Here is a 20760-nt window from a genome sequence, read left to right on the forward strand (position 1 = left end):
CGCGCTGGGTGCCCGGGTCCGTAGCATTTCAGTCACGGAAAACAACCTGGAGAACGACCATGACTTCGATGCAAGAACGGCAATCCAAAGTAGTGCTGATCACCGGCGCCAGCAGCGGGATCGGCGAGGCGGCGGCGCGGTTGCTGGCCGCCCAAGGCCACCGCGTGTATGTGGGCGCGCGGCGCACGGACCGGCTGGAAACGCTGGTGCAAGAGATTCGGGCAAAGGGCGGCACGGCGGCGTTTCGCGCGCTGGACGTCACATCCGCCGAAGACATGCAGGCCTTCGTGCGTGGGGCAGAGGCAGCTTTCGGGCAAGTGGACGTGATCGTCAACAACGCGGGCGTCATGCCGCTGTCGCCCTTGTCTTCGCTGAAGGTGGACGAGTGGGACCGCATGATCGACGTGAACATCCGCGGCGTGCTGCATGGCATCGCCGCGGTGCTGCCGGGCATGGAACGCCAGGGGCACGGCCAGGTGATCAACGTGTCTTCCATCGGCGGCCTGAGCGTGTCGCCCACGGCCGCCGTGTACTGCGCGACCAAATTCGCGGTGCGCGCGATTTCGGACGGCCTGCGCCAGGAGACCAGCAAGATCCGCGTGACAGTGGTCTGCCCCGGCGTCGTCGAATCCGAACTGGCCGATACCATCACCGACGACACCGCGCGCGTGGCAATGCAGTCGTTCCGCCGCGTCGCCCTGCACCCGGACGCCATCGCCCGTGCCATTGCCTACGCCATCGAACAACCGGATGACGTGGACGTCAGCGAAGTGGTGGTGCGCCCGACGGCCAGTCCGCATTGAACCTGCGGCCGCCGCGCGCCATCGAGCCCGGCGTCAGCGCGGCGGGAAGATGGCCGCGCGCCACAGGTCCAGGAAGTGGCGTTTCTTGAGCGGGTCCAGGTACACCAGCAGGCCGACGCCCAGGGCGACAGGCCGCACGCCGGCCGCGGGCACGATCGACGCGCTGACCGGGCGCATGCCGGATTCCCGGGCCAGCGCGTCCTGGCCGCGCGCCGACAGCAGGTAGTCCAGGAACAGCGCGCCCAGGTCGCTGCGTGGCGCCTGGCGCGGAATGATGGCCGAGCGCGACAGCATCAGCGTGTAGTCCTGCGGGTAGATGATCGCAAGCGGCGCGCCGTTGTCGATGCGGTGCCGCGTATAGGATTCCAGCAGGTTGTAGGCCAGCGTGACCTCGCCGCTTTCCAGCTTGTCCAGCGCATGTTCGGTGGACTCGTGGATGGACACGCCATTGCGGCCAAAGGCGGCGAGCAGGGCGCCGGCCATGCTGTCGAGCCGCGTGTCCTGCGTGGCCGCCAGATAGCCGATGCCGCTGCCCTGCACGTCGTAGGTGGAGATGCGGCCGGCCAGCGGCTGGTCGGGCGCCTGCAGCAGCGACAGCAGTTCGCGGCGGGTGTGCGGCACGCGTGCGGCGTCAAGCTTTTGCGTGTTGTAGACCATGACGATGGGGTCGGTGCCGATGCTGAAGACCTCGTCGCGCCAGTTGGCCCAGCCGGGCAGGGCGCGCGTCTGCGGCGATAGGTGCATGCGCGCGTAGCCGTCGTTGACCAGCTTGGTCTGCAGGTCCATGGCGCTGCTGATGACGATGTCGGGCCCGGACGGAACGCCGGGCGACCTCGCCGCGCGGTCCACGGTCTCGCGGTAGAGTTCCTGCGTCGACAGCTCGGTGTACTCCAGCCGCACGGAGGGGTTGAGCCGGCTGAAGTCTTCCAGCACGCCGCGAAACACCTGCACGCTGTTGGACGCATGCACGACCAGCACGTTGCTGCTGTCGGCGGGGCCCAGGGTCAGGCCGCTGCTGCTGACTTCGGCGGCGTGGCCGATCGCGGCGAGCGTCAGCGCGGCGCTTGCGGCCAGGCCGCGCAGGAAGGTCAGGGCGTCACGCATGACCGGGGCCTCCAGGCAATGTGATGACGGCGTCCAGCCCGCCGCCCACGCGGTTGCTCAGGCTGAGCGTGCCGCCGTGGATGTCGACGACGCGCTTGATGATCGACAGGCCCAGGCCCGCGCCGGGCGCGCGCGGATTGGGACCGCGCGCAAAGCGTTCGAAGGCGGTGTTGGCCAGCGCCGGCGGGATGCCCGGGCCCTGGTCGGACACCGTGATGCGACAGCCGCCGTCATGCCGTTCCAGGCGAACGTCGATGTGGCCGTCCTCGTTGGCGCCGTGGCGCAAGGCGTTGTCGATCAGATTCTTGAACGCTTCGCGCAGCATCAGGCTGTCGCCCTGCACGCGGGGCGTTTCGTCGCCAGGGGACGGCAGGTGCAGCCGGACGTCGGGCTGGGGATCGGCCTGCGGAACCGTGTCGTAGACGGCCTGGCTCAGCAGCTCGGCCACGTCGACCGGCTGGAACTGCCTGACGTTGCTGCGATGGATGACGCTGGCGTCGCTGAGCAGCTGGTTGACCAGACGCGACAGCTTTTCGGCATTGCGCAGCACGGCCGCGAGGCTGCGCCGCTGCTCCATCGGGTCGTCCTCGTCCAGCGCGACTTCCATCTGCGCATGCAGCGCGGCCAGCGGCGTGCGCAGCTGGTGCGCGGCCTCGGCAATGAACAGGCGCAGCGTGTCCAGGTTTTCCGACAGCCGGCCCATGAAGCCGTCCAGCGACTGGACCAGCATGTCCAGCTCTTCAGGCACCGGCGCGGCAATGGGATGCAGGTCCGACGCCGAGCGGGCGGCCAGCTCGCGCTCGACCCGCTGGATGGGCGAGAGCGACCGCTGCAATCCCCAATACGCCAGCGCCAGCGCGGCGGCGGTAAAGCCGATCAGCGCCAGCGTGCCTTGCCACAGGATGCGTTCGGCCAGCGCGTTGCGCGCCTCGCGTGTCTGGGCGACCTGGATGATCGCGGTTTCGGTCTCTTGCGGACCCGCCACCTTGCGTTCCATCCACGCGACGCGCACCGGTTCGCCTTGGTATTCGGCCGCGTAAAGCTGCGGCGTGCTGGCGTCGGCGTTGCCGCGCGCGGGCGGCGCGGGCAGGTCGCCGTAACCGGAAATCAGCGCGCCGCGCGCCGAAGCCACCCGGTAGAACACGCGATCGCGCGGCGCCTGCTCCAGCAGGGCAAGCGCAGCGTAGGGCATGTCCATCTGCCACTCGCCCTGCACGAGCTGCAGGCTGTCGGACATGGACAGCACGGACGCGCGCAGCAATTGATCGTAGGTGGTGTCGGCGGTCTGGTGCGCGTAGCCGCGCAGCAGCAGGTAGATCGCAGCCAGCCCGGCCGCGAACAGCATCCCCAGCACGGTCAGCAGCCGGCGGCGGACGGAAATGCGGCGAGGCTGCTCGGGGCGCGGCCGGATCATGGTGGCGCGGGACCGCTACGGTGACGGCGGGGTAGGGGGCTCGTCCTGCGCGCCGCCGGCGGCCGTCAGCAGGTAGCCGGTGCCGCGCTGCGTTTCGATGCGCAGCGGCGAGCCTTCCAGCTTGCGGCGCAGCCGCGCGATGTAGACCTCGATGGCGTTGGGCGCGGCGTCGTCATCGAAGGCGAACAGCTTGTTCGCGATTTCCGATTTGCTGACGGCGCGGTTCATGCCGGCCAGCAGGATTTCCAGCAGGCTGAATTCGCGCTTGGGCAGCTCGATGCGCCGGCCCGCCAGCGTCACCTGCCGCGCGGCGCTGTCGATGACCAGGTCGCCGAATCGCAGGACGCCCGTGGCCTGCGGACTGGGACGGCGCAGCAGCGCGCGGCAGCGGGCTTCCAGTTCGCGGAAATCGAAAGGCTTGGCAAGGTAGTCGTCCGCGCCGGTATCCAGCGCATGAACGCGGTCCTCGATGTCGATGCGCGCGGTCAGCGCAAGCACGGGCGTCTTGCTGCCGCGGTCGCGCAGCCGGTGCAGGATGTCAAAGCCCGACATGCGAGGCAGGCCGATGTCCAGGATGACCAGATCGAAGGTCTCGTACTGCAGGACGCCATCGGCGCTCAGGCCGTCATTCTGGCTGTCGACCGCGTGGCCAAGACGGCGCAGCCGGCGCACGAGTGCGTCGGAAAGATCTTCGTCGTCTTCGATTACCAGAATGCGCATGGCGCGATTGTCGCATAGCAAAAAACGACAGGTTCCAGACAGCTTTTCTTCCTAGTCTTGCGATCCTGCTTCCCCCGCCGGAGGCAGCACATAACAACGACTAGCTGGAGATAACCCTCATGCTTCTGACCCTGCTTGGCTTCGGCATGGTGATCACGTTCATGACGCTGATCATGACCAAGCGCCTTTCGCCGCTCGTCGCCCTCATCCTTGTCCCCATTATCTTTGCGCTGCTGGGCGGCTTTGGCGGCGGCATCGACAAGATGATGCTGGACGGCATCCGCAAGATCGCGCCGACCGGCGTGATGCTGATGTTCGCCATCCTGTACTTCGGCGTGATGATCGACGCGGGCCTGTTCGACCCCATCGTCGGCCGCATCCTGCGCGCGGTGAAGGGCGATCCGCTCAAGATCGTGGTGGGCACGACCGTGCTGGCGCTGGTGATCTCCCTGGACGGGGACGGGTCGACCACCTACATGATCGTGGTGGCATCGATGCTGCCGCTGTACCGGCGCCTGAAGATGAACGCGCTGTCCATGACCTGCCTGGCGATGCTGGCCAGCGGCGTGATGAACCTGACGCCGTGGGGCGGCCCGACGGCGCGGGCGGCCAGCGCCCTGCATGTGGACGCGGGCGACATCTTCGTGCCGCTGGTGCCGGTGATGGGCGTGGCGATCGTGGCGATCCTGATCCTGGCGTTCTTCCTGGGCCTGCGCGAGCGCCGCCGCCTTGGCGTGCTGTCGCTGCCCGCTGGCGCGTCCCTGCATGCCGGTTACGACGAGGACGGCCCCAAGAACCTGCCCGAGATCGAAGTGGATCACGACCTGCGCCGTCCGAAGCTGCTGTGGGTGAACGCGGGCCTGACGCTGGCGCTGATGGTGAGCCTGGTGCTGGGCGTGCTGCCGCTGCCCGTGCTGTTCATGATTGCGTTCGCGGTTGCGCTCATCATCAACTACCCGAACCTGGCCGAGCAGCGCCGCCGCGTGGCGCAGCATGCCGGCAACGTGCTGTCGGTGGTGTCGCTGATCTTCGCGGCAGGCATCTTCACCGGCATCCTGTCGGGCACCGGCATGGTCGAAGCCATGTCGCGCAGCCTGCTCGCCGTGATTCCCGACGCGCTGGGACCGTACCTGGCGGGCATCACCGCGCTGGTCAGCCTGCCGTTCACGTTCTTCATGTCCAACGATGCCTTCTACTTCGGCGTGCTGCCCATCCTGAGCGAAGCGGCGCAGGGCTACGGCATCTCGCCCGTGGAAATGGCGCGCGCCTCGCTGATCGGCCAGCCCGTCCACCTGCTCAGCCCGCTCGTGCCGTCGACCTACCTGCTCGTCGGCCTGGCCGGGGTGGAATTCGGCGATCACCAGCGCTATTCGCTCAAGTGGGCCACGATGGTCTGCCTGGTGATGCTGGCGGCCGCGCTGGCGTTCGGCCTGTTCCCGCTGGTCGGCGCCGCCGCCTGATTCCCGCGGCGCCCGCCGCACGACACTGAGAAGGAAGCACCATGGCTTTGCGCATTGCCTACGTCACCAGCGGCATGGGCCACACCGGCACCGCGATCTGCCAGGCGCTGCACCGCGCCGGCCATCGCGTGGTGGCCGGCTGCGGTCCGCGCTCATCCCGCAAGGACCACTGGCTGAAGGAACAGAAGTCGCTGGGTTACGACTTCATCGCCTCGGAAGGCGACGCCACCGACTGGGCCTCGACCGAGGCCGCGTTCGCCAAGGTCCGCCGCGAGGTCGGCGAGATCGACGTGCTGGTCAACAACGCCGGGTCCATGCTGGACATGCGCTTTCGGCAGATGGGCCACGCCGACTGGTCGGCCGTCCTGCGCAGCAATCTGGACACGCTCTTTAACAGCACCAAGCAGGTCGTCGACAGCATGGCGGACCGAGGCTGGGGGCGGATCATCAACATCGGATCGGTGGCGGCCGAAAAAGGACAGATCGGCCAGATCAACTACGCGACCGCCAAGGGCGCCGTCATCGGCTTCACCCGTTCGCTCGCGCAGGAAGTCGCGGCGCGCGGCGTGACGGTGAACCTGGTGTCGCCGGGTTTCATCGCCGACGACACCGTCCGCGCCTTCCCGCCCGCGCTGCTGGACCGCATCGTCGAAAGCGTACCGGTCGGCAGGTTGGGCACCGCGCAGGATCTGGCCGGGCTGTGCGCGTGGCTGGCCTCGGACGAGGCGGCGTTCGTCACCGGCGCCAATTACGCCATCAACGGCGGCGTGTACATGAGCTGATGCACAGCCCCGCAGTGCGCCAGCCCCTTAGTTTGCCAGCCCCTTAGTTCGCCAGCCCCTTAGTTCGCCAGTTTCACCGCGCCGCTGTCGATCAGGGCCTTCCACTTGGCGTTGTCCGCCTGGATGAACTTCAGCAGGTCTTCCCGCGAGCCGCCGCCGGCCAGCATGCCGGCGTTGTCGACCGCCGCCTTGAACGTAGGCGTGGCGACCGCGGCGCGCAGTGCTGCGTTGATGGGTTCAAGCTGTTCGCTCGTGATGGCATTGCTGGCCGCCACTGAAAACCATTGCGTCGCGGCGTAGCCCTTGAAGCCCGATTCCTCCACCGTGGGCACGTCGGGCAGGCTGTCCAGGCGATAGGGCGTCGTCACGGCGTAAGCCTTCAGTGCGCCGGACTTGATCTGCGGCATGACCGGCGCGGATCCCAGGATGGCCAGCGGAATCTGTCCGCCGGCAACGTCCGCCACCGCCTGCCCGCCGCCCTTGTACGGCACATGCACGATGCGGGTGCCGGCGTATTGGTTCAGCAATTCGCCCGCGAGGTTCTGCGAGGTGCCGTTGCCCGAGCTGCCATAGCTCCAGGCTTCGGGCTGGCGCCGGGCATCGGTCAGCACGTCCTGCAGGCTGTTCTTGGCGTTGCGGGCGGGGCCGACGATGACCATGGGGCCTTGCGCCATCAGCATCACGGGGGCCAGCTCGCGGCCGATGTCGGGTTGCGGCGTCGGGTAAATGAGCGGGCCTGGCACGGTGATCAGATAGCCGTCGGCGGCCTTGCTGCGCGCAACCAGCTGAAGCGCGATCGCCCCCGAGGCGCCGGGACGGTTTTCCACGATGACATTCAGGCCGGTCTGGCGCGCCAGTTCCTGCGCCGCGATCCGGGTCAGCACGTCCGCCGTGCCGCCGGGCACGAAGCCCACCACCCACGTGATCTGTTTGGCAGGCCATTGAGAATTGCTGTCGGCCGCCGTGGCGGCCGCGGCGGGCAGGGCGATGCTCAGGAGCATCGCGCAGCATTGGATAGCGAATTTCATGTTTTCCCCTTGATTTCTGCTATCGGTGATTAGTCTTGCGCTCAGCCGGGATCCCGCTTGCCGGGCGGCGTGTTCGGATGTTCGGCGCACGACTGGTTGAACGCCTGCACCATTTTCAGGATGGGGCCGAGCACCCACGTATTGAAGATGAGAATGTCGCTTTCCTCCTTGGGGTCCTGAATCACATTGAACAGATATGGGGATTCCAGTTTGCCCTTGCCCTCGTTGACCTCGGGCTCCCAGTAGAAGTGCAGCTTCCAGTCGCGCCATTTCACGGCGCGCAGGTCGCCCTTGATGTAGAACAGGAATCCCTCGCGCAGCGATTTCGGGCTGGCGCCGGTAAAGAAGTCGGTCTGGTCGATGCCGTCGATGGGCCGGTCCTGCGGAATGTCGGCGCCGCCGATGCGGGACAGCGTGGTGTACAGATCGGTCACGTGGACCATCTCGTTGGACACCTGACCCGGCTGCACGCGGCCGGGCCAGCGGATGATGAAGGGCACGCGCAGGCTGCCTTCCATCGCGGTATGGTAGGTGCCGCTCCAGGGCCCTGCGGTGCCGCGATAAGGCTTGCGGTATTCAGGGCCGTTGTCGCTGCAGAAGATGAACACGGTGTTCTCGCGCAGGTTCAGCGCGTCCACGGCCTGCACGATCTGGCCGACGCGGTGGTCCATTTCGACCATCGAGTCCGCAAAGTCGCCCGCGCCCGTGCGCCCGGCAAAGTCGGGGTGCGGCAGGGTGGGAAAGTGCAGATGCACCAGCGGCAGATACAGGAAGAACGGGCGCGCCGCCTCGGCGTGCTTGCGCATGAAACCGATGGACCGGTCCACCAGTTCGGCGTCGATGCCGCGCCGCGTATCCAGATCGTAGACCTTGACGTTCTCCGACGGCCCGCCGGCTTCGCCTTGCATGATGTGCGGAATGTCCGCCACCGAGGGATCGAAGCCGATCGACGACGTGAACTGGCTTTCGTCGGTGGTGCGCGGAATGCCGTACCACTCGTCAAAGCCGCGGTCGCTGGGATAGCGGCCGGGGATGTCGCCCAGATGCCATTTGCCGAAATGCGCGGTGGCGTAGCCCTGGCCCGACAGTTGTTGCGCCAGCGTGATCTCGTCGCGCGTAAGCCCTTGCGGCAGGCCGGGCGGCACGGATTGCAGGCAGCCCGTGCGGATGGGGTGACGGCCGCTCATCAGCGCCGAGCGCGTGGGCACGCAGTCGCTTTCCACGTTGAAGTTCTGCAGCAGCAGGCCCTCGGCGGCCAGGCGGTCGATGTTTGGCGTGGGCGCACCGCGCAGGGCGCCGCCGCCGTAGCAGCCAAGTTCGCCCCATCCCAGATTGTCGGCCACGATCAAGACGATGTTCGGCTTGTGTTCCATTGTGCTCTCGCCTCGGTGAATGCTCGGGTTGATCCCAGGATTCTAGGAGGGCAGGGTGGCCGTTATATTCCCGAAAGTACGTAAATGAATGAACTTTGGTTATGAATCTGTCGCTGCGGGATATCGAGTACTTCCTGGCCGCCGTCGAGTACGGCAACCTGGAACGCGCCGCGGCGTCGTTTGGCGTCAGCCAGCCGGCGCTGTCGAAGTCGCTGCAGCGGCTGGAGGCCGATACGGGGTTGGCGTTGCTGGACCGCAGTGGCCGTGGGCTGCGCCTGACGTCGGCCGGACTGGTGTTTCTGGAACATGCCAAGCGGCTTTGGGCCGAATACCTGGACGCCATGCGTCACGCGGCGGAATTGCGCGTGGGGCAGGCGGGATTGCTGCGCGTCGGGGTGACGGGCGCCACCATCGACAGCGTGGCGATGCCCGCGATGCGGCACCTGCTGCCGCGCCGGCCGGCGCTGCGGGTGCAATTGACACAGGGATTATCCGATGACCTGAACGAGCAGGTCGCCAGCGGCAAGCTGGACCTGGCCGTGACGCCTATTTATGCGGACGTGCCTTCGACCCTGCACCATGAACCGATCATGGAAGACCGCCTTTGCGTGGCGGCCAGCCGCGACCATCCGCTGGCCGCGCGCCGCAAGCTGGCGTTGCGCGATCTGGCGGACCTGCGGTGGATTCTTCCCAAGCCTTCCTCGATTGCCCGCAAGGCCCTGGATTCGCGGTACGCGGAAAGCAACTTGCCATTGCCCGCTGCGGCGCTGGAAGTCGAGCACTTTTCCAAGGGCACGCTGGAGTTGCTGGCGCAGACGGACCTGCTGGCGCTGCTGCCGCAAAGCGCGCTGGAGGCTGAGGCGGACGTCGTCGCGCTGCCGGTGGCGCTGGGCCGGCCGCTGCCGCGCGCCATTGCGCTGATTTCGCGGCAGGGGACCGCCTGGTCGCCGTTGATGCACGAGTTCCGGCGCGCCATCCTGGATTGTGCTGCGGGCATGGGCTAAGCGCGGCGACCGGGGCGCAATGGCGGGTTTCGGCTATGCCAAAATGGTCCGCTTTCAATTCATCAGGAGCGGGGCTCATGGCTGGAACGTCATTGCGGGTTGCGGCGGGCGTGGGGCTGATGTCGTTGGCGGCGCTTGCCGCGTGCGGCAAGAAAGAGGCCTATCCGCCCGAGGTCCAGCGCGAGACCTATAGCTCGTGCGTCGCGGGCTTCAAGTCCCGGGTCCAGGCCTCGCCGGAAGTGGACGCCAAGGCCGCCAGTTATTGCAATTGCATGGTCGACGGTTTGCAGAAATCCGTGCCGTACGAAGAATTCAAGCAGCTGGACCAGCTGCTGGCGACCAAAAGCGCCACGCCGGACAGCGAAAGGCTGAGCAAGAACGTGACCGAGGTGGTCAATGCCTGCTTGAAGCGCGAGATGCCCAAGGGCTGATGGATGCTGCCGCGTGCGGGCTTGGCAACCCCCGTTTCAGCCCTTTAACCCCAGCCGCCGCGCCAGCTTGTGCAGGTTGCTTGGGTCAACATCCAGCGCGCGCGCGGCGACGGCCCAATTGCCGTCGTGGGTGTCCAGCGCCCGGCGGATGACCTGCCGCTGACAGGCGTCCACCGCGTCGCGTAGCGACTGTGCCGGCGCATCCGGAACAGGTGTGTCATCCGTGTCGTCTTCCAGCGCGCCGGGCATGTCGCCGTCGGACAGGTCCAGCAGCTTGGCGCCCAGCGTGACGATTTCGTTGCGGCTGGCGCCGTGGCTCACCGCCTTGATGGCCGCCCGGCTGATGACGTGTTCAAGTTCGCGCACGTTGCCGGGCCAGCGGTAGCGGCGCATCATTTCCTCGGCCTCCGGCGACAGCCGCAGACTGCGCAGCCCGAGGCGCGCGCGGTTCAGTTCCAGGTAGCGGCCGGCCAGCAGCAGGATGTCGTTGCCGCGGTCGCGCAGGGGTGGGATGGGAATCGGATAGACCGACAGCCGGTGGTAGAGGTCGGCGCGGAAATCGCCCGCGCGCACCAGGTCGCGCAGGCTGCGGTTGGTGGCCGCCACGATGCGCACGTCCACCGTCCGCGGACGGTCGTCGCCCAGGCGCTGGATCTCGCCGTTCTGCAGGGTGCGCAGCAGCTTGGCCTGCACCAGCAGCGGCAGTTCGCCGACTTCATCCAGGAACAGCGTGCCGCCGTTGGCGGCTTCAAAGCGGCCGGGCCGGTCGGCCACCGCGCCGGAAAACGCGCCCTTCGCGTGGCCGAACAATTCGCTTTCGGCCAGGGACTCGGGCAGCGCGGCGCAGTTCACGTGCACGAGCGGCCGGTCGCGGCGGCGCGACAGCCCGTGCACCCGGCGCGCAAACAATTCCTTGCCCACGCCCGTTTCGCCCAGCAGCAGAATCGGCAATTCCGAATCGGCCACGACTTCGATCTCGTGCAGCAGGCGGGCAATGGACTCGCTCTGGCCCAGGATCTCGCTGGCGGCGGGTGCGGCGCTGTCCGCCGGCGCCTGCCCGCGCGCCACGCGCAGGGCGCGGATCTCGGCCTCCAGGCGGGTGGTGCGCAGCGCGGCTTCGAGCAGCACGATGTAGTCGCGCAGATCGGCCTGCGCCTCCATGTCGAACGTGCCGACCTCCAGCGCGTCCAGCGTCAGCACACCCCAGGTCTTGCCCTCGATGTGCAGGCTGGTGCCCATGCAGTCGTGCACGGGCAGCGGTTCGCCGGCCATGCCGTTGATGAGTCCGTCGTAGGGATCGGGCAGGGTGCTGTCGTGGTGAAAGCAGGTGACGCCGCGCCGCGCCAGGATGGCTGCCAGCCGCGGATGCTGCTGCACGGCGAAGCGGCGGCCCAAGGCGTCCTGCGTCAGGCCGTCCACCGCGATGGGGCGCAGGTGATCTTCTTCGAGCTGCAGCAGCGCGACGGCGCCGCAGCGGAAATGCGTACGAAGGCTGGAGACCAGACGCTGCAGACGAATGGCGGGCGGCAGGTCGGCGACCAGGTCGGCAAGCAGGAGATTTTGCATGGGTGAATTCTACCGTTGCAAGGTGAATAGAACCCTACCGCTGAAGGGTGATATTTACCCTTTAAAACGCAGGTGATTGATAAATCGCAAGTTTTTCCTGGCACGGATTTCGCAAGTAGAGAAGCACCGTCATGATCTATGGAGAGACGCGATGAGCATGGTTGAGCAATCCCTGGGCCAGTTGGCCCGCAGCATTCCCGGCGCCACGCAGGTGTTTCACGAATTCGAACTGGACTTCTGCTGTGGCGGCAAGAAAAGCCTGGCCGAGGCGGCAGCCCAGCGTTCGCTGGATCCCGCGCAGATCGAGGCGCGCCTGGTCGCCCTGGCGCAGAACCCCTCGCAGGAAACGGACTGGGGGCTCGCTTCGCCGGCCGAGCTGGTCGATCACATCCTGGCGCGCTACCACGAGGTCCACCGTCAGCAACTGCCCGAACTCATCCGCCTGGCCTTGAAGGTGGAACAGGTCCACGCCGACAGCCCGGACTGCCCGACGGGCCTGGCCGATCACCTGCGCGCCATGCAGCAGGAGCTGGAAAGCCACATGCAGAAGGAGGAACAGGTGCTGTTCCCGATGCTGGCGCGCGGCCACGGCGCCATGGCCACCATGCCGATCATGGTCATGCGCACGGAACACGACGACCACGGCGTGGCGCTCGAACGCCTGATGGCGCTGACCAACAACGTGACCCTGCCGCGTGCGGCCTGCAATACCTGGCGCGCGCTTTACCTGGGCATTCGCCAGTTCAAGGAAGACCTGATGGCGCACATTCACCTGGAAAACAACATCCTTTTCGAGAACGCAGGAGCGCGCGCGCCGGCCTGACGGCGCGCGGCAAGGAAGGGCGGGGCCTGCCGGCCCCGCGGCATCAGCAGGGAAGGTCCGTATGAACATCGACAAATTCAAGCAGCAACACGTGGATATCCTTGAAGGCATCGCGTCGCTGCGCAAGCTGGCCCTGGCCGGCGTGGCGCGCAACGCGGCCGAGATCGCCCAGGGCATCGTCGCCATGAGCGCCACCATCAAACTGCATCTGGCGGTCGAGGACCGCGCGCTGTATCCCGCAGTGGCGCGCAGCGCGGACGCCGACCTGGCGCGAAAGGGACGCGAATTCCAGGAAGAGATGGACGCCATCGCCGCCGCCTACGAAGGCTTCGCCAAACGCTGGAACAATGCGCGCAGCCTTGAACTGGACGAGCGGGGTTTTCGCGACGACGCCAACACCGTGCTGCGCCGGGTGCACGAGCGCATGCAGCGCGAAAACCGCGATCTCTATCCCCGCATCGAGGCGATGTAGCGGCAGGCCCGCCAGACGCTAAGACGCGGCGGTGCGCACGGCGCACAACCCGCCCCGATCCGGACACAAACGGAATGAAAACCGACAGCTCGGTTGCATGAATCCGCCGGCCGCCGCCTGTACACTCGGAGCACCTTATTAGGCGCCTGGGGATATTGATGGCCGGAAGCAGCTTTTTCGCGTTGTTCGACGATATCGCCACCATCCTGGATGACGTTTCCGTCATGACGAAGGTGGCCGCCAAGAAGACGGCGGGCGTGCTGGGCGACGACCTGGCGCTCAACGCCCAGCAGGTCAGCGGCGTGCCCGTCAACCGCGAGCTTCCCGTCGTCTGGGCGGTGGCCAAGGGCTCCTTCATCAACAAGCTGATCCTGGTGCCCGCGGCGCTGCTCATCAGCGCCTTCGCGCCCTGGGCGATCACGCCGCTCCTGATGCTGGGCGGCGCCTTTCTTTGCTACGAAGGCGTCGAGAAGCTGGCGCACAAGTTCCTGTCGCATGGCGAATCCCCGGAAGGGCATCACGCCGCGCTCTCCGAGGCGCTGCAGAACCGGTCGGTCGACATGGTCGCGTTCGAGAAGACCAAGATCAAAGGCGCGGTGCGCACCGACTTCATCCTGTCGGCGGAAATCATCGTCATCAGCCTGGGCGCGGTGGCGGGCGCCGACTTCACACGGCAGGTCGCGGTGCTGTCCATTATTGCCATTGCGATGACGGTGGGCGTCTACGGCCTGGTCGCGGGCATCGTCAAGCTCGATGACCTGGGCTTGCACCTGAGCCAGAAGTCGTCGCGCGCGGTGGCCTGGCTGGGCGAGCGGATCGTGGGCGCGGCGCCTTACCTGATGAAGACCCTGTCCGTGGTGGGCACGGCTGCGATGTTCATGGTCGGCGGCGCCATCCTGACCCACGGCATTCCCCCCGTGCATGCGGCCATCGAACATGCCGCCGCCGCGGTGGGCGGGGGCGGCGTCGTGCACGCGCTGGTGTCCACGTTGCTCAACGCGCTGTTCGGCATCGTCGCCGGCGCGGTCGTGCTGAGCGCGGTGAGTCTGGTCAAGCGCCTGTTCAAGAAAGGCTGATGCGCCAGCCGGTCCCGGCGCGCCACGAAGACCGGCGCGCGGGATCGCTACCTTTGCTGTGCGGCGGCGACCGGCGACCCCATTGCCTGGAACAGCGCCGCCGTTTCCGTCATGCGGCTGTTGGCGTATTCCAGTTCGCGCAGGCGCGCAGCGACGTAATGCTGTTCGGCGGCGTATTGGGTGTAAGGCGCCAGCGCGCCCAACTTGACCCGGTTGGCCGTGTTCCGATAGGACTGTTCGGCCGCGCGCCGCGAGGCTTCCGCCGACGCCAGCGCCTGTCCGCCCGCATCCAGGCGCGAGAGCGTGTCGGCCACATCACGAAACGCGGTCAGCACGGTCTGCTTGTATTGCAGGACGGCGGCCTCGTACCGTTCTTTCGCGGCGCTGCGTTCGGCCAGCAATTGCCCGCCATGGAAGATCGGCTGCGTCAGCGACGCGCCAATGGCCCAGATCGAACCGCCACCTGACAAGGCGTCGGCCCAAGAGAACCCGCCCTTGCCCATGGACGCCGACAGCGACAGGCTGGGAAACATCTGCGCGGTGGCCAGGCCCACGTCGGCCGCGGCGGCCTCAAGCGCCGCTTCGGCGACCCGGATGTCCGGCCGCGAGGCCAGCAGTTCCGACGGCACCACCACGGGCACCGCCTCGGGCACGGCCAGCGTGTCGAAGGCCAGGTCGGGGGGCGCCTGGTCCGGACTGCGGCCCAGCAGCACGGCCAGCGCGTGACGCGTGGCATGCCACTGCGCGCGCAGTCCGGGCAAGGACGCCTCCAGCGTGGCGGCGTCCTGGTCGGCGGCCAGCGCATCGTTCTGCGAGGCAGAGCCGTATTCATAGCGGCGTTGCGTGTCATGCGCCACCTGCCGCAGCAGCACCGCCTGCTTTTCCGTCAGCGCCACGCGATCGGCCAGCGCGGCCGAGGTGATCGCGCCAGTGACGATGTTGGCCGCGAGCGAGCGCCGGGCAGCTTCAAGCTGATACGCCTGCTGCGCGACCTGCGCCGCCAGCGAGGTGTTGGCAAAGCGCGCCGCGCCAAAGAGGTCCAGGTTGTAGCTGGCCTGCACCTGTCCCGTGAAGACGTTAAAGAGCGCCGTGGGTTCGGGCAGTTCGGGCATCGTCAACGCACGGTTGCGCGTGGCGCTGGCGCCCGCGTCGACCGAAGGCAGCAGCGAGGAATTGACCTGCCCGCGCAATTGCTCGCGCGCGCCGGCCAGGTTGCGTTCGGCGGCGGCCAGGTCCGGGCTGTTGGCCAGGCCTTCCTCGACGAGTGCGTTCAGCGCCTCGGAGCCGTAGCGCTTCCACCACTGCGGCACGGGGTGCGCGCCGCGCTCGAAGCGTTGCGCCACGCCCTGGGCGGTGGCGCCCGCGGGGGGCGCGGCCTCGACGCCATATTGCGCGGGTTGCGCCATGGCGGGCGGCTTGCTGTCCGGCGCGAAGGCGCAGCCGCCCAGTGCCAGCATCAGCGGCAGCGCCGCAAACCGAACGCGTTGGAAAGTGAAGGGGATGCGCATGGTCAGGCTCCTCGTTCCACCGTGTCGCCCGCGTTGGAGCCGGGCGGCACGCCTTCCGGCTCGTCGCGTTCATCGTGCTTCACGCGGAACCACGCCGCGTACAGGGCGGGCAGGAAGAACAGCGTCAACACCGTGGCGATGGTGATGCCGCCCATCAGGGCTGTCGCCATCGGGCCGAAGAAGTTGCTGCGCAGCAGCGGGATCAGCGCCAGCACGGCGGCGGCAGCGGTCAGCGTAATCGGCCGGAAACGCCGCACCGTGGCGCCGACAATGGCGTCCACGCGCTTGTGGCCCGCGCGTATGTCCTGCTCGATCTGGTCCACCAGGATGACCGAGTTGCGCATGATGATGCCGAACATGGCGATCACGCCCAGCATTGCGACAAAGCCGAAAGGCTTGCCAAACAGCAGCAACGCGGCCACGACGCCGATCAGTCCCAGCGGCGCAGTCAGCACCACCATCAGCACCCGGGAAAAGCTCTGCAGCTGCACCATCAGCAGCGTCAGCACAGCCACCGCCATCAGGGGCATCTGCGCGTTGATGGACGTCTGGCCCTTGGCGCTTTCCTCCACGGGGCCGCCGACTTCGATGCGAAAGCCCACGGGCAGCTCGGCGCGCAGGGCGTCCAGCTTCTTGTCGATGGCGTGCGTGACGTCAATGCCTTGCGCATCGCCCGTCACGTCGGCCTGGACAGTGATCGTGGGCTGGCGGTCGCGCTCCCAGATGACGCCGTACTCGAGGTCGTAGCGGACCTGGCCGATACTGCCCAGCGGCACGGGACCGTTCGCCGTGGGCATGGACAGCGTGGCAAGGCGGGCCGGGTCGACCCGTTCTTCGCGCGGGGCGCGCAGGGTGACGTTGATGAGCTTGTCGCGCTCGCGGTACTGCGTCACGGTGTAGCCCGAGAGCGTCATCGCCAGGAAGCTGGAGATGTCGCTGGAAGTGATGCCCAGTTCACGCGCCTTCTGCTGGTTGACCTCGAACCGCACCGATCTTTCCGAAGGCTCGTCCCAGTCGAACTGCACGTTGGCCGAGCGCTTGTCGGCGCGCACCTCGGCCGCCACCTTTTCGGCCACCGCCCGCACCTCGGGGATCTTGTCGCCACTGACGCGGAACTGCACCTGATAGCCGACCGGCGGCCCGTTCTCAAGGCGCGACAGGCGGCTGCGGATCGCGGGGAAGTCGCTGCGCAGCATCGGCGCCATCCACTGCGCGAGCTTTTCGCGGTCTTGCACCGAATGCGTGGTGATGACGAGCTGGGCGAAGTTGGGCGTGGCAAGCTGCTGGTCCAGCGGCAGGTAGAAGCGCGGCGCGCCGGTGCCCACGAAGCTGACCGAATGCGCAATCTCGGGCCGGCCTTCCAGCGCTTTTTCCAGTCGCTCGATCTGGCGCAGCGTGGCGGCAAAGGACGCGCCTTCCTGCAGACGCACGTCCACCAGTAATTCGCTGCGGTCGGAGCTGGGAAAGAACTGCTGCGGCACGAACCTGAAACCCGCCATCGCCACGGCAAACACCAGCACGGTGCCGGCCAGCACCAGATAACGCCGGTCCACGCACCACGCCACCCAGCCGCGCAGGCGCTGGTAGAAGCGGGTGTTGTAGATGTCGTGCTCGTGGTCGTGCGGCAGATGCGCCTCGCGCTTGCGCTCGGGCAGGAGGCGGTAGCCCAGCAGCGGAATCAGCACCACGGCCGCGAACCACGAGGTGATGAGCGCAATGGCCGACACCTGGAAGATCGAGCGCGTGTATTCGCCGGTGCTGGACTTGGCCAGCGCGATGGGCAGAAATCCCGCCACGGTGACCAGGGTGCCGGTCAGCATGGGAAAGGCGGTGCTGGTGTAGGCGAACGCGGCGGCGCGTGTCCGGTTCCAGCCCTGTTCCAGCTTCACCGCCATCATCTCGACCGCGATGATGGCGTCGTCCACCAAAAGGCCCAGCGCCAGCACCAGCGTGCCCAGCGACACCTTGTGCAGGCCGATGCCGAACATCTCCATGAACAGCGCCGTGATGGCCAGCACCACAGGGATGGAGATCACCACCACCATGCCCGTGCGCAACCCCAGCGACACCAGGCTCACGGCCAGCACGATCGCCACGGCTTCGGCCACGGAGCGCAGGAATTCGTCGACCGACTCCGACACGGCCGTCGGCATGCTGGACACTTCCGTCAGCGCGAGGCCCGCGGGCAGCTCGGCCTGCAGTTCCTTGAACTTGGCGTCCAGCGATTTGCCCAGGCGCACCACGTCGTGGCCTGGCTGCATGGTGATTCCGATGCCCAGCACGGTTTCGCCCTGGAACCGCACCTGCTGCGCCGGGGGATCGTCGTAGCCGCGGTGCAGGGTGGCGATGTCGCCCAGCCGGACGGACTTGCCGTTCACGCGGATCAGCGTGTCCGCCAGGGCGCGGCTGTTCGGGAACTGGCCCGTGGGCCGCACGAAGATGCGGTCGTCCGCCGTGGTCAGCGTGCCCGCGCCCTGCACGGCGTTCTGGCTGTTGATCGCCTCGGCGATTTCCTGCGGCGACACGCCCAGCCGGGTGAGTTGCGTGTTCGGGATCTCGAGGTAGATGTGTTCGGGCTGATCCCCGAAATAGTCCACCTTGGCCACGCCCGGCACGCGCAAAAGCACGGTGCGCAGCTTGTCGGCATAGTCGCGCAGCTGCGCGGGCGAAAAGCCGTCGCCTTGCAGCGTGTAGATGTTGGTGTAGACGTCGCCGAACTCGTCATTGAAGAACGGACCCTGCACGCCTTGCGGCAGCGTGGCCCGCATGTCGCCCACCTTCTTGCGCACCTGATACCACTGGTCGGCCACGGTGCTGGCCGGCGCCGAATCCTTCATCGTGTAGAAGATCAGGGATTCGCCGGGCCGCGAGTAGCTGCGCAGGAAATCGGTGTTGGCGGTCTCCTGGAGTTTCTTGGCGATGCGGTCGGTGACCTGCTCCTGGACCTGCTGCGCCGTGGCGCCCGGCCACAGGGTCTGGATGACCATGACGCGGAAGGTGAAAGGCGGGTCTTCGGACTGCGCCAGCCGCGAGTACGACAGCACGCCGAACAGCGTGACGAGCGTGATGATGAAGATCACCAGCGGCTGATGCCGCAGCGCCCAGGCCGACAGGTTGAACCGGCCTTCCTCGTGGCGATGGGCGTCTTGGTCAGCCTGCTGGCCGGGGTCCTGGCCGGGGGCGCTCATGACGCGAAATCCTCGGGATGCAGCGGCGGAACCGGACGCACCTTTTCGCCGGCCGACACGGTGTGCACGCCTTGCCACACCACGCGCTCGCCCGCCGCCAACCCTTGAGACAGCGTGACGGTGCGCGCGTCGTAGCGCAGCACCTGCACGCGGCGAAGTTCCAGCGTGTCGGCCTCGGGCTTGACGATCCACACCGCCGGCTCGCGGCCGTCATGGAACAGGGCCGTGGCCGGCACCGTATAGGTGGTCCGTCCGTTGGCCTGGCGGTTATCGAAACTGATGTTGGCCGTCATGCCTAGCCGGACCTCGGGCGAGGGCGATTCCAATGTGAGCTTGGCGCGGTAGGTGCGGCTTTGCGGATCGGCGGCCGGCGCGATCTCGCGCAGCACGGCCGTAAACGTCTGGCCGGGCAACGGCCCCAGCGCGACGGTGGCGCGCTGGCCGATTTCCAGGCCCGCCAGCACGCTTTCGGGCACGTCGCACAGCGCGTCGATGTCGCCCGCCCAGGCCAACTGATAGACGGGGGTGCCGGCGGCGACGTTCTGTCCCGTGTCGGCCTGTTCGGCGGTGATGACGCCCGCGTGATCGGCGTGCAGCGTCGTGTAGTTGAGCTGGTCGGCCGCCAGCGCCGCCTCCTGCGCGGCCTGGTCCCGCTGCGCAAGGGCCGAGGCATAGGCATTACGGGTCTGCTCGAGCTGGGTGGCGGCGATCAGATTCTCGCGCGCCTGGGCGCGATCGCGATCCAGTTGCTTGCGGGCGTAGTCCAGCTGGTGCTGGGCCGCCGACAGCGCCGCGCGCGCGGCGGCAGCGTTCTTGGTGGCGTCGGCCGGGTCCAGCTTGGCCAGGACCTGGCCGGGGGACACGGAGTCGCCCAGCCGCACCTTGCGTTCCACGATCTTGCCGCCCACGCGGAACGACAGCGGCGTGCTGTAGCGCGCCTGCACCTCACCGGGAAGCGTCCAGGCCGGCAGGGCTTCGTCCGCCTGCGCGGGCATGGCGACGACGGGGCGAGGCGCGGGGGCGGGCGCTTCGTCACGGCCGCAGCCGGCCACGGCGGCGGCCATGGCGATGACAGCGGACAGCGCCAACAGGCGCGTGCCGCGGCGGGGCGAAACGGCGGGAACGATCCGTGCTGCAGCAGCAACGGCATGGCGCGCGATGGGATGCGCGCCCGGGCCAAAACAATTCACGAAACACCTCGCTGCGCGGAAATGGGGCAGGAAAGGGACGAGTCAGACTCGATACGGACTGAATTCTAATACAGTTTTGTATCTGAATACAAAGTTGAATCTGAAATGCGCGCCGGTGCTAAACTCGCGCCATGTCCAAAGTCCGCCTGACCCGAGAGCAAAGCCGAGATCAGACGCGCCAGCGCCTGCTTGACGCCGCGCAGGCGATTTTTCTGTCGAAGGGTTTCGTGGCCGCCAGCGTCGAAGACATTGCCGAGCAGGCGGGCTACACGCGCGGCGCGTTCTATTCCAATTTCAGCAGCAAGTCCGAACTGTTCTTGCAACTGCTCAAGCGCGACCACGAAAACGTCATGGCCGACATGCGCGCCATTTTCGAAGGCGGCGAGAGCCGGTCGCAGATGGAAGCGCGCGTGCTCGACTACTACAGCGCGCACTTCCGAGAAAACGACTGCTTCCTGCTGTGGATGGAAGGCAAGCTGCAGGCGGCGCGCGATCCGGACTTCCGCGTGGGCTTTGTCGCCTGTCTGCGCGAATTGCGCGCGGCCACCACCGAATACATCCGCCAGTTCTCGGCCCAGGTCGGCACGCCGCTGCCGCTGCCGGCCGAGCAGCTTGCGGTGGGCCTCCTGGCCCTGTCCGACGGCATGCAGTTCAGCGTTGCCTTTGACCCCCAGGCCGTCACGCCGGAGATGACCGAGGCCGTGCTGGCCGGGTTCTTTCGCCGCGTGGTGTTCGGCGACGCGAAGCCGAATTGAGGCCGCGGGACCGTCCCTGAACGGTCTGATTTCAAACTCAGGTGATTGTCAGCTTGGGGGCGC

18 protein-coding genes are annotated in these 20760 nt (G+C 67.3%); 9 read left to right on the top strand and 9 right to left on the bottom strand.

Translation table 11 applies throughout. The annotated features are described in order from the left end of the window. Positions 1 to 68: 68 nt before the first annotated feature. Positions 69 to 803 carry an SDR family oxidoreductase gene (locus LN047_RS05920; RefSeq protein ID WP_062840600.1) on the top strand — a complete coding sequence of 245 codons (735 nt, stop codon included), beginning with the start codon at positions 69 to 71 and terminating at the stop codon, positions 801 to 803. Between the two features lie 33 nt (positions 804 to 836). Here LN047_RS05920 and LN047_RS05925 read toward each other — a convergent pair whose 3' ends face one another. Genes LN047_RS05925 through LN047_RS05935 form a run of 3 tightly spaced genes read right to left on the bottom strand, consistent with a single transcriptional unit; the run spans position 837 to position 4041 of the window. Continuing rightward, a complete protein-coding gene (locus LN047_RS05925; RefSeq protein WP_373981313.1) occupies positions 837 to 1907 on the bottom strand; it encodes an ABC transporter substrate-binding protein in 1071 nt (356 codons plus the stop codon). Further along, positions 1900 to 3321 (bottom strand): sensor histidine kinase, encoded by a 1422-nt coding sequence (locus LN047_RS05930; RefSeq protein WP_373981314.1) that lies wholly within the window; start codon positions 3319 to 3321, stop codon positions 1900 to 1902. Before LN047_RS05930 ends, LN047_RS05925 begins: the two co-directional genes overlap by 8 nt. Positions 3322 to 3336: 15 nt before the next feature. Further along, a complete protein-coding gene (locus LN047_RS05935) occupies positions 3337 to 4041 on the bottom strand; it encodes a response regulator transcription factor (protein ID WP_056321624.1) in 705 nt (234 codons plus the stop codon). A 119-nt stretch (positions 4042 to 4160) separates the two neighbouring features. Between LN047_RS05935 and LN047_RS05940 the strand changes: the two genes are divergently transcribed. After that, positions 4161 to 5501: a CitMHS family transporter gene (locus LN047_RS05940; RefSeq protein WP_108005373.1), complete on the top strand. Its 1341-nt coding sequence runs from the start codon at positions 4161 to 4163 to the stop codon at positions 5499 to 5501. 41 nt (positions 5502 to 5542) lie between these two features. After that, complete coding sequence (locus LN047_RS05945; protein WP_056321629.1) at positions 5543 to 6283, top strand: SDR family oxidoreductase; 741 nt, start codon at positions 5543 to 5545, stop codon at positions 6281 to 6283. Positions 6284 to 6342: 59 nt separating this feature from the next. Here LN047_RS05945 and LN047_RS05950 read toward each other — a convergent pair whose 3' ends face one another. Continuing rightward, on the bottom strand, positions 6343 to 7311 hold the full coding sequence (locus tag LN047_RS05950) for a tripartite tricarboxylate transporter substrate binding protein (RefSeq protein ID WP_373981315.1): 969 nt from the start codon (positions 7309 to 7311) through the stop codon (positions 6343 to 6345). 41 nt (positions 7312 to 7352) lie between these two features. Next, a complete protein-coding gene (locus LN047_RS05955) occupies positions 7353 to 8684 on the bottom strand; it encodes an arylsulfatase (RefSeq protein ID WP_063955326.1) in 1332 nt (443 codons plus the stop codon). 101 nt (positions 8685 to 8785) lie between these two features. Between LN047_RS05955 and LN047_RS05960 the strand changes: the two genes are divergently transcribed. Continuing rightward, entirely contained in the window at positions 8786 to 9688 is a 903-nt protein-coding gene (locus LN047_RS05960; RefSeq protein ID WP_373981316.1) for a LysR family transcriptional regulator, read from the top strand. A 77-nt stretch (positions 9689 to 9765) separates the two neighbouring features. Continuing rightward, positions 9766 to 10119, top strand: a complete 354-nt coding sequence (locus LN047_RS05965) for a hypothetical protein (RefSeq protein WP_063955322.1) — start codon at positions 9766 to 9768, stop codon at positions 10117 to 10119. A gap of 36 nt (positions 10120 to 10155) precedes the next feature. Here the strand turns inward: LN047_RS05965 and norR are convergent, their stop codons facing one another. Continuing rightward, the gene (norR, locus tag LN047_RS05970; protein ID WP_373981317.1) at positions 10156 to 11685 is read right to left on the bottom strand and encodes a nitric oxide reductase transcriptional regulator NorR; all 1530 of its coding nucleotides are present in this window, start codon (positions 11683 to 11685) and stop codon (positions 10156 to 10158) included. A gap of 151 nt (positions 11686 to 11836) precedes the next feature. Between norR and ytfE the strand changes: the two genes are divergently transcribed. The 3 genes from ytfE to LN047_RS05985 all read left to right on the top strand — a co-directional run bounded on the left by ytfE (position 11837) and on the right by LN047_RS05985 (position 14056). Then, a complete protein-coding gene (ytfE, locus tag LN047_RS05975) occupies positions 11837 to 12508 on the top strand; it encodes an iron-sulfur cluster repair protein YtfE (protein ID WP_373981318.1) in 672 nt (223 codons plus the stop codon). Positions 12509 to 12569: 61 nt separating this feature from the next. After that, the gene (locus LN047_RS05980; protein ID WP_128827625.1) at positions 12570 to 12980 is read left to right on the top strand and encodes a hemerythrin domain-containing protein; all 411 of its coding nucleotides are present in this window, start codon (positions 12570 to 12572) and stop codon (positions 12978 to 12980) included. A 158-nt stretch (positions 12981 to 13138) separates the two neighbouring features. Beyond that, entirely contained in the window at positions 13139 to 14056 is a 918-nt protein-coding gene (locus LN047_RS05985) for a DUF808 domain-containing protein (protein WP_373981319.1), read from the top strand. Positions 14057 to 14103: 47 nt separating this feature from the next. Here LN047_RS05985 and LN047_RS05990 read toward each other — a convergent pair whose 3' ends face one another. From LN047_RS05990 to LN047_RS06000, 3 genes are read right to left on the bottom strand one after another with little or no spacing between them, the layout of a single operon-like run. Further along, on the bottom strand, positions 14104 to 15564 hold the full coding sequence (locus LN047_RS05990; protein ID WP_373981320.1) for an efflux transporter outer membrane subunit: 1461 nt from the start codon (positions 15562 to 15564) through the stop codon (positions 14104 to 14106). A gap of 2 nt (positions 15565 to 15566) precedes the next feature. Beyond that, positions 15567 to 18752: an efflux RND transporter permease subunit gene (locus tag LN047_RS05995; protein WP_373981321.1), complete on the bottom strand. Its 3186-nt coding sequence runs from the start codon at positions 18750 to 18752 to the stop codon at positions 15567 to 15569. Continuing rightward, entirely contained in the window at positions 18749 to 19942 is a 1194-nt protein-coding gene (locus tag LN047_RS06000) for an efflux RND transporter periplasmic adaptor subunit (RefSeq protein WP_373981322.1), read from the bottom strand. The genes LN047_RS05995 and LN047_RS06000 overlap by 4 nt, the downstream gene beginning before the upstream one ends. A 131-nt stretch (positions 19943 to 20073) precedes the next feature. Between LN047_RS06000 and LN047_RS06005 the strand changes: the two genes are divergently transcribed. After that, positions 20074 to 20697 carry a TetR/AcrR family transcriptional regulator gene (locus LN047_RS06005; RefSeq protein ID WP_175156764.1) on the top strand — a complete coding sequence of 208 codons (624 nt, stop codon included), beginning with the start codon at positions 20074 to 20076 and terminating at the stop codon, positions 20695 to 20697. Positions 20698 to 20760 lie beyond the last annotated feature (63 nt).

Origin of the sequence: Achromobacter sp. JD417 (assembly GCF_041879325.1) — a bacterium.
Lineage (GTDB): Bacteria > Pseudomonadota > Gammaproteobacteria > Burkholderiales > Burkholderiaceae_B > Achromobacter > Achromobacter mucicolens.